This window comes from Parvularcula marina (assembly GCF_003399445.1).
GTDB lineage: Bacteria > Pseudomonadota > Alphaproteobacteria > Caulobacterales > Parvularculaceae > Parvularcula > Parvularcula marina.
This window is the reverse complement of record NZ_QUQO01000001.1, coordinates 2,657,645-2,670,499: the sequence shown is the minus strand read 5'-3', so window position 1 is coordinate 2,670,499 and position 12,855 is coordinate 2,657,645. Positions and strand designations below refer to the sequence as shown.

Genomic DNA, 12,855 nt, shown 5'->3' with positions numbered 1-12,855 from the left:
ACCCCCGCGGGATGTAAGACTCTTTTTACCGGTTCACCATGCCACGGATTGTTGAACGGTCGATAAAGACTTGCGATTCTATGTCGAATCGCCCTCGGCTTTCAGCTAGGTGACCCTGGGGTATGGATTGGGGTGCTGAAGGGACAGCGATGCTCGAACAAAGGCTGCAACAGCGCCCGCGACTTATTCTTATTCCGCCAGCAATTCTGGTTTTGCTGATCGCGCTTTCGACCGTGATGTTCGCTCGGGCCCCCGGCGCACAGCCGCGCGAGGCCGTATTTGACCTGTTCATGCGGACGGCGGCCCGCCCTGCGGCAGATAATCCAGGCGTTGCGATCGTCGATATCGATGAGGAAAGCCTTGCCGCCCGTGGCCCATGGCCCTGGCCGAGAAGCGCCTTGGCACGGCTTGTTGATTCAGCCGCCAGCGCGGGCGCGCGCGGGGTGATCATTGCGGTGCCTGTTGAAGGGACCGATCCCCTCTCTCCCGATGCGATTGCCGGGTTCTTCCCGCCCGACGAGACGACTGGCCCTGCTCTTGAGGCTCTGTCCCGCCTGCCGACGACCAATGCCGCCCTTGCCGATGCCGGGCGCGCTTTGCCAACCGCCTATGGCGCGGGGCCTTCGCCCGCTGCCACCACCGGTTGGGACCGCAGCGATGTCGGCACCACCGACTGGCTGACGGCTGGCCCGAACCGGACGACCGAATATGTCGCCCTGCCCGCTGCGCCCGTCTTCTCCGTTGTCGATCCCGGATTTGCCGAGACGGGCATGATTTCGGTCACCAGCCTGCCGCAGGACCCTGATGGCATTGTCCGGCGCACCCCGATTCTTTGGACACTCGACCAGCGCCCGGTCCCGGCAGCGGGGTTTGCGCCCTTCGTGATGGGCGACGGCACGCTTCACCTCGGCATTGCCTCCCGCCAGTTGCGGCAGGACGGCGCCCCGCCGGTCGAGATGACCTATGGCACCGACAAGCTTCTGCGCCTTGATCAGCGGGCCGGTGTCCGCCTCTGGCTGCCACGCGAGCTCGATCTGCCGACCGTGCAGGCCTGGCGCGTCTTTGAAGGCGGCACCTGGACGACGCCGCTCAATGGCCGGGTTGTCTTTATCGGGGAAAGCGTCTCGCCGCGCTCTCGCGTGATGACCTCTCGCGGGGAGATGACGATTGCGCAGGTCCATGCCCACCTGACCGAACAGCTGGCTGCGGGCGTTGCCCCGCTGCGCCCCGGCTGGAGCGGCATGGCAGAGGCCTTCCTTGCGATTCTTGCCGGTCTCGCGGCGATCGGGGCCGCCATGTATCTCAAGCCCGGCATGGTGGTCCTGACGAGCATTGCGATTTCGCTTCTCACCGCCGCTGGCTTTTTTGCCCTCTTTGGCCGGACCGGCATGTTACTCGATCCGACCCCGATTGCTGCCGCCGCCATCGGTGCGCCGTTGACCATTCTCGGCGTCGTGATCGGCAATATCCTGATGCGCGATGACGCCTTGCGCGGGGCCTTTCACGGTGCCCTGCCGCCGCAAACCATGGCCAAGCTGCAGACCCGCGCAGGCGGGCGCCTCCTTAACGGTGTGCGCCGCGAGGTCGTCGTCCTCTCAAGCAGGCTGCGCATTCCCGAGGAAACCGCAGAGAAATTCAAATCGCGCCCGGATGATTTCATCCGCTTCACGGCAGCTGCGAATGATGCTCTCCGCCGGACGATCCTTGCCCATCAGGGCACGGTCGATTTCGGCGAAGATGGACGTCTCCTTGCCTATTGGAACGTGCCCGAAGCGATCGACCATCCGGTCGAAAAGGCGTGCGCCTGCGCGCTGCGCATGATCGATGACATCAATTCACTGTCAGAAGACCTGCAGACGGCTGCCCTCGCCCCTGTCCGCAATCGCGGGCTCGACGAAGGCTTTGCCGATACGAGCATCGAGATCGGGCTTGCCTCCTCGACCTGTTTTGCGGGACCGGTCGGCCGCGGCAACCGTAACCGCTATGCCGTGATCGGAGATGCGGTCGGCCTTGCCTCCTCGCTGCGCCGCCGGGCGACGCAATATGGCCCGACGATCATCACGGATGACGTGATCTTTGATGCCCTGCGGCATCATTATGCGTTCCTTGATCTCGATGTGTTGCGTCTGTCGACGGAAGAACAGCCGCGCACGGTCTATGGCCTTGTCGGCAATCCGTTCCTCAAAGCCTCAAAAAGTTTCCGTCAGCTGGCAGACATTCAGCGCGAGCTGGTGATGAACTGGCGCACGGGCGATCTGGCGAAAGCGACCCTGCAACTCCAGCGCCTGCGCGCCATTCCCGGTGTGCCGGATGTCTATGTCGATCTCTTCGAAGCCCGTCTCGCAAAGGCACGCGGCATGGATGAGGATGATCAGTCCACGCTGGTTGAGACCATCACGCTTTAGGCATCTTTGACGGCGTGGAGCGTGCCGCCATCCCAGCGTGCCCGCAGCATCAGGGCGAGGATGAGGCCCGCACCGCCCATCATGCCCATCACCGCGTAAGCTTTGAACGGGGATACCGGATCAAAGATATAGCCTGACAGCATGGTCGCAACGCCCGTCACAGCGCCGATCCCGAGCGATGCGATGATCGTCATCGCCGTTGCCCGGTATTCTTCGGGCACCGCCTCGCCGACAAATTCGACGGTCGCCATATAGGTCGCGGCATAGGTCGCCAGGTGCAGGATCTGGACGGGAAACAAGATCAGGAGTGGCGGATTCAGCCCCAATAACGGCCAGCGCAGGATCGCACCTGCTGCCCCGATTAAAAGGAGCCCGGTCGGCCCGAGCCGCATCATCAGCTTCTTGCCCTTCGCCAGAAAGACGATCTCGGCCAGCACGCCGATGGTCCACATCCAGCCGATGATCCATGACGGATAGCCCGCCGCAGAAAAGGACAGCTCCGAGAAAGCGTAATAAACCGCATGCGAGCCCTGCACGAAGGCCGCGGCGAACAGGAGATAAAGAAAGCTCCGGGAGCGGAAGAGAATGAGCGCCTTTTTAAAATCCGGCTTGGGCCGGGGCGCGTCATTCGCGCCGTCCTTGGGCAGTTTGAAAGCAAGCAGCAAGGCGATGAAGGCCGCGACCGTCATCCAGATGATCGCCATGCGGTCGTCGGTAACAGAGATAACCGCGCCGCCGATCAGGTTCGCGGCAATGAAGCTTGCCGATCCGATACTCCGTACAGGACCATAAGAGAGCTCCCCCCGCCTGTCGGCCCGCAAGACGGCCGCATCCGTCAGCGGCATGATCAGGCCGAAGGAGAAAAGAAGCCCGATGGTTGCGATGGAGAGCACCGCCGCGCCCGGCGCAACGAGCGCCAGCGCGCAAGAGAGCGTGAGCCCTGCGCTGGCATAGATCATTGCGTTGCGCGGATGGGTCAGCTTTTCGGACTGAAAAGCAATGATCGGCGCGAAGATCAGCCGCAGGACCAGCGCGATGGCGACCAGCTTGCCGATGGTCGCAGGCGAGAGCCCTCTCGCATCTAGATAGCCAGCGTAAAAAGGAAGCTGGACGCCAAGAAAGAGGAACTGCCCGATATAATAGCCCGAGAAGGCAAGCCGCGGCGATACGGGCTTGCGCAGGACATCGGCATTGAAATGCGGGCGGTCCACGGGTCGGGATTCCTTGTCTCGGGAGCCGCGCCATTGCCTGAGCTGGCCCGGCGCTTCAAGGCCAAACATTGAACCTTGTTCAGACCTGCGGGCGGTGCCAAAATGGGTTCATGTCACAATCACAGAAACCCACGACAGATGAACTCCGCCAACGGACGAAAGAAGAAGCAAGGCAGCTTCTCGCCGAGGGCGGCCCCGAACAGGTCAAGGCCCGCGTCCTTGCGGTCCGGCTCGGGATCTCTGTCGGCTCGATCTATAATCTCTTCGGGCAGCTTGATGAGCTGCTCTTCCTCGTCAATGCGGATGTCTATGACGAGCTGTTGGCGGTCATCGAGGAAGCCATCGCCAAGACCGGCGACAAGGCCGAACCCATCGACCGCGTTCTGGCGCTTTGCCGCGCCTATCTGAGATTCGTGACGGCCAATCAGGGTCTGTGGTCAGGCGTGCTGGCCTTCAACCGGCGCAACAAACCTTCCGTACCCAAATGGTATCGTGAGAAAGAGCGGTCGCTCCTCGGCACAGCAGCGGCGGTCCTTACCGATGTGCCGGGTCCTGCCTCCCCTGCGGAGAAGGAGCTGGCCGCCCGCGCGACATGGGCAGCCATTCACGGGATCGTGACGATCTCAGTCGGCCCTCAGGGGCTTTTAGCCACGGAAAAAGATATTGCCGCTCAGATTGAGCTGGTCGCCCGCGCGATCGTTCGGGCGCTGGAAAGCGGTGAACCCTGGAATAAAGGCTGAGGGCTTATTCGCCGCCCGTATCGCTGCCGGGGCGGTGCTCGGCAAAACGATCCCGGCCCTGAACAGCTGCCACACGCTCTGCCACGAGGTCAGCCGTCACGCCCATATCATCAATGGTCTGAGTGAAGGCGTCCCGGATGACAAGGATATCGGTGCGGCTGACGTCCCAGTCACGGCGTTCGAGCGTCTCGAGCGCGGCAACATACATGGTCCGGCATTCGCGGGTATCGCTGATCGCCCGTTCGAGCGTTGCGATATCGGACGGCACGGGCGTGATTGCGCCCATGGCCTGACGACCGGCTTCGACGACGCGGCGGGCATGGGCAAGCGAGAGGTCAGCATCGGCGAAAACGCCAGCCACGGGATCTTCGCCCCGGCGTTCAATCGTTGCGATATAATCTTTGACGGCCCGTTCCTGCGGATTATCCGACACCGTCCCGAACAGGACGTTCACGAAGCCATTGTCAGGGGTATCGCCCCAGGGATGAAGGGAAAGGTCATCTGCCGCATCAATCAGCGCGACGCGCTCGGAGTAACCTGTGTCGGCGATTTCAGCCTTATCACCCATGCCGGGGATCGAGACTTTAACGGATGCACAGCCGGTGGCTGCGAAGCCGAGAACGAGAAAGGTGAACCAACGTGAAACGTATGCCCGTAACGTCATTATACCTGCCCAGTTACCCAAGTGAGCTCCCACCACTCCGGTAGACGCCCCTACTCCGGATGCTATTACCGAACCCTCAATCGGGCGGTGAGCATTCGTATCTTGTTCAACCCTTCGAAACCCTAACACAAAGAATGCCGAAGCAAAGGGCAAACGCGCAAGATGACAGGAAGAAAATTGTACCCGGCCATCGATCCGATCGAACGCGGACGCCTGAAGGTCTCGGCCATCCACGAGATTTACTATGAAGTCTGCGGACATCCGGCCGGAAAACCCGTTGTTGTCTGCCATGGCGGCCCGGGGGGCGGCTCAACCCCTTCCATGCGGCGCTACTTCGATCCGTCGAAATATCGAATCATCCTTTTTGATCAACGGGGTTGTGGGCGATCGACGCCCCATGCCGATCTGCGGGAGAACACGACCTGGGATCTCGTCGCCGACATGGAAAAGCTGCGGACGCATCTGGGAATCAGGGCGTGGCAGGTCTTCGGCGGCTCATGGGGCTCGACGCTGGCGCTGGCTTACGCCCTTACCCACCGGGACCGGGTGACCGAGCTCGTCCTGCGGGGGATTTTCACGCTCCGGCGCGAAGAGCTCCTGTGGTTCTATCAGGAAGGCGCAAACTGGATTTACCCCGATAGCTGGCGGGATTTTCTCAATGTCATCCCCGAAGAAGAGCGCGATGATATGATGGCCGCCTACTACCGTCGGCTGACGGGCGACGATGCGGAAGAGCGGCTCAGGGCCGCCCGAGCCTGGTCCGTGTGGGAAGGGTCGACCGTTTCTCTGCAACCTTCATTGCAGCGGATGTCGAGTTTTGCCGGTGAGCATTTCGCCCTCGCCTTTGCCCGGATCGAAGCGCACTATTTTGTGCATGGTGGGTTTTTCGAGCGCGATGGCTGGATTCTCGATGAGGCTTCCTCGCTTGAGAACATCCCCGGCGTCATCGTGCAGGGCCGCTATGACGTCGTCACCCCGATGAAGACAGCGCTTGAGCTTCATGAAGCCTGGCCGGGATCGGATCTGCGAATCGTGACGGACGCCGGTCACGCAGCAAGCGAGCCCGGCATCGTTGCCGAGCTCGTCGCTGCCACAGACAGATTTTCAGATCTTCGCTGAGGATCAGCCAAGCATCGGGGCGATGATCGCAGCGTAAACCAGCACCAGCCCGACAAAGAGCGGGCAGACCCAGCGGCAAAGGAACCGCCAGATCTTGAAGGTCCGCTCGCTGTTGAAGTTGAGTTCTTCGCGCGCTGCTGAGCCGGAGACGACCCAGCCCGCGAAGATCGCAGTCAAGAAGCCGCCAAGCGGCAGCAGGATATTCGCCGTCAGCTGATCAATAAGATCGAGCAGCACCAGCCCCTCAAAGAGCGGGATGAAATCAAGCGGGTGCCAGGTGTTGAAGAAGGTCTCGACACCAGACACTTGGCTGAGCGCATTCGCGACACCAATCCCAAAGGCAATCAGGCCAATGACGATGGCGCCCTGCACCCGGCGACGGTCCCGCTTGGCTGGATCAACATCAACGTCACCATCCGCAATCGCCACCGTCACTTCGAGAAGCGCGATCGATGAGGTGAGCGCCGCAAAGAGCGTCATGATGAAGAAGGCGATGGCGAAAATACCGCCGAATGGCAGCTGGTGGAATGCCAGCGGAAGCGAGTTAAAGAGCAGCGAGAAGCCAGCAGCTTCGTTGAGGCCCGCCGCAAAGACGATCGGGAAAATCGCCAGACCGGCAATCAGCGCGACGCTTGTGTCAGCAAATGCAACAGCCCGTGCCGCCCCCGGAATTTGATCTTCCCGCGACAGATAGAGACCGTAAGTGATCATCATCGCGGAGCCGAGGCTGAGCGAGAAGAAAGCCTGCCCGATAGCGTCAAGAAGGATCGATCCATCCGACAATGCCGCGCCGAATTTCTCAAAGTCCGGCTGGAAGAGGAAGGCAAAGCCTGCGCCTGCATCGCCATTGATCAGCGAGGAAACAGTCAGCGCCAGAAGCAGAATGAAGAAGATCGGCATCAGCACTTTGGCCGCGACTTCGATCCCGCCCTTGATACCGCGCATGACGATCGCAATCGTCACGATGATGAAGATGCCGTGCATGATAATCATGCGAACAGGCTGAGTGAGAAGCTCACCAAGCTGGGAGGAGATGTCGTCTTTCGACATGGCCTCGAAAGCCGGGCTGGAGATGGCGCCAAGGCCATTCTCTCCAATCGCGCCCGCCAGATCACCGATCGACAGCAGAACGAAATGCAGCACCCAACCGGCCAGCACCGAATAGAAGGTCAGGATCAGGAAGGTCGAGATCATCCCGAGCCATCCGACGATGGTCCAGATACCTGACTTGCCTTCTGATTTTGAAAGACGGGCGATGGCTGCAACGGCAGACCCGCCGCCTCGGCGGCCGATCATCAGCTCGGCGCACAGCACCGGCAGGCCGATAAAGAGGATGCAGACGAGATAGAAGAGCACAAATGCCCCCCCGCCCGTCTCACCAGCGACATAGGGAAACCTGACAAGGTTGCCCAAGCCCACTGCGGAGCCCACTGCCGCCAGGATGAACGCTGCGCGTCCCGACCAGTGTTCTTGCGGATTCGCGCTGCCCGATACTGCCATTTTATGCCCCTCAGCCCTTTTTATGCCGCGAAACATCAATTTTCATGCCGCGGTTAGCCGTTACTTTACCCGTCTTAGCAATGATTGGCCCGGGTTCAATCGATCCGTGGGGCGATCTGCGAGATATTCCACGCGGTTGGGGAAGAATGAGGCGAGAATGATGTCTGTTGTAACCGCATCGGTTATCGATGAAAGCCAGATCGGCGGCCTAGCCGAAGCGGCGGGCATTGAAGGCGTGAAGATGATTCTAGACGCTTTCTGGACCTCGACCGACGAGCTCTGCGAACAGCTGAACGCGGCCCTTGCTGCTGATGACAAGCCGGGCCTGATCCGGATTGGCCATACGCTCAAAGGATCTTCGGCCAATATCGGCGCCGCGCTGATGGCAGATCGTGCTAAAGAGATAGAACTTGCTGCCAAGGAAGGTGAGCTTGAGCGTGCCCGCGACGGCATCGCCCGCTTCCTCAGCGATATCGCCGACACACGCGCGGCCATCGAAGAGATCCTCAACCGCTACGGTTGAGGTCACCGCATTTTTAAAATGACTGAATGAATGAAGGCGGCGGGTTCTTAGCGCCGCCATCCTTGTGTCCGCAGTGTATCTTGATGACGGTTCACCCAGGTGCACATGACAAGGCCAAAGCCGCCCATCATGGCGAGCATGACCGTCCCCCCATATGAGACGAGCGGCAGCGGCACCCCGACAACGGGCGCCAGTCCCATGACCATCCCTGTATTGACCAGCACATAAGAAACAAAGGTCAGCCCGATCCCGAGGCTCATCAGCCGGCCGAAGTGACTTCGGGCGGCGCCTGCGATCCGCGCGGTCAGAAGGAATGCTAGTATATAAAGCCCAAGCAGAATGGTCGTGCCGATCAGGCCGAATTCTTCTCCATAGATAGTGAAGATAAAGTCCGTGTGCTTCTCGGGCAGGAAGCCGAGCTGGCTCTGGGTGCCCTCAAGAAGCCCCTTCCCTTCGACTCCGCCTGAGCCAATCGCAATCTTCGACTGATTAGGGTGGAAGTTCGCCCCCAGAGGATCATGATCCGGGTTGAGGAAGGCCGTCACCCGCTCGATCTGATATTCCTTCAGGAGCCCAGTCTGGATGGCGACAACAATCCCGGCAAGCGCGGTAAAAATCCCGACAATAACGACCCGCCAGCTGATCCCCGCCAGCAGGATCACAAAAAGGCCGGAGAAACCGATCAGCAGCGATGTCCCCAGATCCGGCTGGATGAAGACAAGCCCGACCGGCACCCCAACCATGGCGAGCGGCGGGATCATCCCGAGGATAGTCGACACCTTCTTGAATTCGAGCCCGTGATAATAACGTGCCAGTGCCATGACGACGGCAACCTTCATCATCTCGGAAGGCTGGAGCTGAAACCCGCCAAGGTCGATCCAGCGTCGTGCGCCATTATTCATCTCCCCGATAAACGGCACGAGGAGAAGGAGGACCAGCACACCGAAATAAATCGGATAGGACGCTGACAGCCAGAAGCGGAGCGGGATGACCGCAACCACCGCCAAGCCCACAAGACAGACCAAAAACCGGATCAGGTGCTGCGCCGCATAGGGCGACCAGTGCCCCTGCGGCACCGAGTAAAGCGTCATGACTCCGATCCCGGCAATACCGCAGAGAACGAGCAGCAAGGGCCAATGGAGCCTCAGGATGCGTTCCTGAAGGTCAAGCTCAGCGGTCGGAACGCGCAAGGCTTCCTTTGCCATCAGCCCTGTCCTTCCAGCGCGGCAATGCGGTTCGCTCCGGTGCCGGACGGATAATAGAGCGGGTTCTTTGCGGGGTTAGAGGGATCCTTCTCAAGGACCGCCCGCATGAGGTCGCGCGCACGAGGGCCTGCAGCCTTGGAGCCTGAACCGCCATGCTCAACGACTACAGCGCAGGCATAACGCGGATTATCGTAAGGCGCGAAGGCCACGAACAATGCGTTGTCGCGCTGGCGCCAAGGAAGCTCATGGTTCTGGAAAGGACGGCCGGTCGCGGGATTGATCTGCAGTGAGCGGACCTGGCTCGTGCCTGTCTTCCCGGCCATGCGGAAATCCGGCATCAAAGATGAGCGGGCCGCCGTCCCCCACTGGTTGACCACAGCATCCATGCCCTGACGGGCGATGTCGAGATGCTCCGGATCCCCCGCGAGCGTCTCAAAGACAGGATCCTCCACGAAACTATCACCGATGCCTCTGACAATCCGTGGCGTGACGACCTTGCCGGTTGCGATCCGCGCCGACATGACGGCCAGCTGCAACGGTGTCGACGTCACAGCGCCCTGCCCGATCACGACCGAGAGGGTCTCACCCGGGAACCAGGTCTGATTGTCCGGATTCGTCCGGTAGAAATTCCGCTTCCATTCCCGGCTCGGCACGATGCCTGAAACCTGTCCGGAAAGCCCAAGGTCGAATTTCTGTCCTAGCCCGAAGCGTTTGGCGACTTCGGCGATGTGATCGATATCAACCCGCGTTGCCACGTTATAATAATAGACGTCGCAGGAATGTTTGAGCGAGTTGACCATGTCGACCGCGCCATGTCCGCCCTGCTTCCAGCAGTTATGCTCATGCCCGCCATACCAGAATTTTCCTGAGCAGCCGAAACGGGTCGACGGCGAGATACCTGCCTCTTGTGCTGTGATCGCCGACAGCATCTTGAAGGTCGAGCCGGGCGCATAAGCCCCGGCAATCGGCTTACAGAGCATCGGGTGAAGCGGAGAGGTTTCAAGCTCGCGTAGCTTCGAAGATCCAACCGTCTTGGCAAAGTCATTCGGGTTAAAGCCGGGCGTCGAAACAAGCGCGATGACATCGCCATTAACGACATCCATGACGACCGCCGCGCCGCTGATCGCCCCCGGCCCTTCGGTCCCTTCAGGATATTCGCCATAATCCGTAGACAGCACTTCATAGGCTTTCGCCTGGATGTCCGTGTCGATGGTCAGCGAAAGCGTGGTGCCCGGCAGAGCTTCATTGCCTCTGTGGTCATTCTCATCGATGACGCGGCCAGCCGCCGTGATCTCAACGGTCTGTGTGCCCGCCTGCCCGCGCAATTCTGTATCATATTTCTTCTCGAGCCCCAGCTTGCCGAGCTTGAAGCCGGGCTGGAGATAAAGAAGTCGTTTAGCCTGATCTTCCGCATTCGCCAGATCGCGGCTGTCCGCCGCCCCGACATGCCCGACAATAGCAGAGATGTGCTCACCATCCGGATAAAACCGGGTCTCACCGACCTCGGTTGAAATGCCGGGCAGACGCGGCAGGCGGAAATTGACAGCGGAGAATTCATCCCAGCTGAGATTATCCATCACCTCAACCGGCACGAAGGACTGGTTCTTCTTGGCCGTGATATCGCGCAGGAGGCGTTCTTCCTGCCGGGCACTAAGGGGTACAATCTCTTCAAGCCGCGCAATCGATTCTGGGATATTGTCGGTATCTTCGGGGATCAGCAGAATACGGAAGTTCTGCCGACTGGTCGCAATCACATTGCCATAGCGGTCGAGCATGTCGCCGCGACGGGGGACGACCACACGCTGCTTGAAGCGGTTATCATCTGCCTTGGCGGCGAATTCGTCATAGCGGCGGACCTGAAGGTCGAAGAGTCGATAGACGACCCCGCCAAAAAGCACGAGCATCCCGCCGGACAACAGCGCGGAGCGCCGCGAAAACGCGGTCTGGCGCTGGGTATCAAACGGCTCGACTTTCATACGGCTTCTTCCTCAGCCCGTTTGGCCCGGGCCCTCAAATAGAAAAACAGCATGGTTGCGAGCCGGTAAACGGCTACGGTGATGAATAATTGGTAGAAGAGCGGTGCCATGGGCAGAAAACCACCCGCCAGAAACGACCGCAGCAGATAAAGCGCGAGTGCCGCGACCGTCGCGGCCACTGCGAAAGCAGCCCAGACGACCCGCGGCAAACGGCCATCGAGATATTCGTGCTGCGAATAGACCATATATTGCAGGCCCAGATAGACGCTCGCCCAGACCCCGATCCCCGCGCCGTAAAGCAGATCATGCATCACCCCTGCCGCAAAGACAACGACTGGCGGCAAGGCTTCAGGCTCATAAACTGCATAGAGAAAGATGATGATCATCGGCAGCCAGGGCGTCGGCACATAACCCTGAAAGAGCCGTAACGGGGTTACGAGCAGGATGACGGCAAGAAAAAGCGCGATCGACGGGCCTGCCGCACGGATGGCGCGCCTGACCGCGTACTGATCAACCATCGGCACTCGCCGGCCCCTCTGCCCCACCCAAGGAGGAACTCTGTTCTGGAGCGGGATCCTCAACATCTGAGGGGAATGCGTAATCGACGATTCGGACGAGATCAGGCGTGCGGGTGTTGGCAAAGAGATCGACATAGACGACCCCGTCTACGACGCGCGCCACCTCCCCGACCGGCAGGCCGCGCGGCAACAGACCGTCCGCGCCTGACGTCACGATCCGCCCGCCCGGCTTGATCGGCACGGCCCGGCGTTCAGAGAAAATCTCCAGCACCGGCATACCGCTCGACCTACCTGCTAGCAGCGCTTCGACCTCAAGATCCTCGATAAAGACCGGAACCTGGCTCTCATAATCCGTGACCAGAAGAATGCGTGCGGCGGAACTCCCCGATGTGATGACATGGCCGAGAAGCCCGCCATCGTCGACGACCGCCTGCCCGGGCTTCACGCCATCGGTGCGGCCCGCGCTGAGGATCAGCGCATGGTCATAGGGGCCGTTATTCTCGCCGATGACGCTCGCATCAATGAAGGTTGCCGGTTCGGGCTGTTTGGTCTCGAGCAACTGCTCGTAATAATAGATCTGGCGGCGCAGGCTCAGCGCGTCCTGCATCCAGACGCGCAGCTCGGCATTCTCTTCGCGAAGGCGCTTATTCTCCGCATAGATACGGAAATAATCCTCGACATTGCCGACCCGGTTACCGATCCAGCGTGCGGGCGCGCCAAAGGCCGTCAGAACAGGCTCGAAGACATCGAGCACCGTCTCACGCGCCTTTTCGAAAACGCTTGCCTGCGCGCCGTAGAAACTGAGCCCAGTCATCGAGAGTGAGAGCGACAGGAAAAAGACGATCCCCGTCCGGCGGGGATGGCGTTTCGGCGTCAGCGACCCTTTGAGTTCGTCAAAAATTGCCATCGACTGCTCATACTACGGCAAGGAGCCCTGCCCAGATCCCCTGTGAATTGCCGGAATGCCTTCTGTTAGGCGTGTTTCCGGCAAGTA

The 12,855-nt window shown here is 60.3% G+C and carries 11 protein-coding genes; 4 read left to right on the top strand and 7 right to left on the bottom strand.

Annotation, left to right across the window (positions count from 1 at the left end; genetic code table 11):
- Positions 1-122: 122 nt before the first annotated feature.
- On the top strand, positions 123-2,405 hold the full coding sequence (locus DX908_RS12855) for an adenylate/guanylate cyclase domain-containing protein (RefSeq protein WP_116392707.1): 2,283 nt from the start codon (positions 123-125) through the stop codon (positions 2,403-2,405).
- On the opposite strand, the gene DX908_RS12850 is transcribed toward DX908_RS12855, so the two are convergent.
- Positions 2,402-3,616: an MFS transporter gene (locus DX908_RS12850; protein WP_158548760.1), complete on the bottom strand. Its 1,215-nt coding sequence runs from the start codon at positions 3,614-3,616 to the stop codon at positions 2,402-2,404. The two genes, DX908_RS12855 and DX908_RS12850, sit on opposite strands and share 4 nt — an antisense overlap.
- A gap of 110 nt (positions 3,617-3,726) precedes the next feature.
- On the opposite strand from DX908_RS12850, the gene DX908_RS12845 reads away from it, so the two are divergent.
- The gene (locus DX908_RS12845; RefSeq protein WP_116392705.1) at positions 3,727-4,356 is read left to right on the top strand and encodes a TetR/AcrR family transcriptional regulator; all 630 of its coding nucleotides are present in this window, start codon (positions 3,727-3,729) and stop codon (positions 4,354-4,356) included.
- A gap of 4 nt (positions 4,357-4,360) precedes the next feature.
- Here DX908_RS12845 and DX908_RS12840 read toward each other — a convergent pair whose 3' ends face one another.
- Entirely contained in the window at positions 4,361-5,020 is a 660-nt protein-coding gene (locus DX908_RS12840; protein WP_116392704.1) for a hypothetical protein, read from the bottom strand.
- 162 nt (positions 5,021-5,182) lie between these two features.
- Between DX908_RS12840 and pip the strand changes: the two genes are divergently transcribed.
- On the top strand, positions 5,183-6,139 hold the full coding sequence (gene pip, locus DX908_RS12835; RefSeq protein WP_116392703.1) for a prolyl aminopeptidase: 957 nt from the start codon (positions 5,183-5,185) through the stop codon (positions 6,137-6,139).
- Positions 6,140-6,142: 3 nt separating this feature from the next.
- Here pip and DX908_RS12830 read toward each other — a convergent pair whose 3' ends face one another.
- On the bottom strand, positions 6,143-7,639 hold the full coding sequence (locus DX908_RS12830; protein ID WP_158548759.1) for a sodium-dependent transporter: 1,497 nt from the start codon (positions 7,637-7,639) through the stop codon (positions 6,143-6,145).
- Between the two features lie 157 nt (positions 7,640-7,796).
- Between DX908_RS12830 and DX908_RS16350 the strand changes: the two genes are divergently transcribed.
- Positions 7,797-8,162, top strand: a complete 366-nt coding sequence (locus DX908_RS16350) for an Hpt domain-containing protein (RefSeq protein ID WP_158548757.1) — start codon at positions 7,797-7,799, stop codon at positions 8,160-8,162.
- A 47-nt stretch (positions 8,163-8,209) separates the two neighbouring features.
- On the opposite strand, the gene rodA is transcribed toward DX908_RS16350, so the two are convergent.
- The 4 genes from rodA to mreC are packed head-to-tail and all read right to left on the bottom strand — an operon-like array spanning position 8,210 to position 12,768.
- A complete protein-coding gene (rodA, locus tag DX908_RS12820) occupies positions 8,210-9,367 on the bottom strand; it encodes a rod shape-determining protein RodA (RefSeq protein WP_116392701.1) in 1,158 nt (385 codons plus the stop codon).
- Positions 9,367-11,343: a penicillin-binding protein 2 gene (gene mrdA / locus DX908_RS12815; protein WP_116392700.1), complete on the bottom strand. Its 1,977-nt coding sequence runs from the start codon at positions 11,341-11,343 to the stop codon at positions 9,367-9,369. Before mrdA ends, rodA begins: the two co-directional genes overlap by 1 nt.
- Positions 11,340-11,861, bottom strand: a complete 522-nt coding sequence (locus DX908_RS12810; protein ID WP_116392699.1) for a rod shape-determining protein MreD — start codon at positions 11,859-11,861, stop codon at positions 11,340-11,342. Before DX908_RS12810 ends, mrdA begins: the two co-directional genes overlap by 4 nt.
- Entirely contained in the window at positions 11,854-12,768 is a 915-nt protein-coding gene (gene mreC, locus DX908_RS12805) for a rod shape-determining protein MreC (protein WP_116392698.1), read from the bottom strand. Before mreC ends, DX908_RS12810 begins: the two co-directional genes overlap by 8 nt.
- Positions 12,769-12,855: the final 87 nt, after the last annotated feature.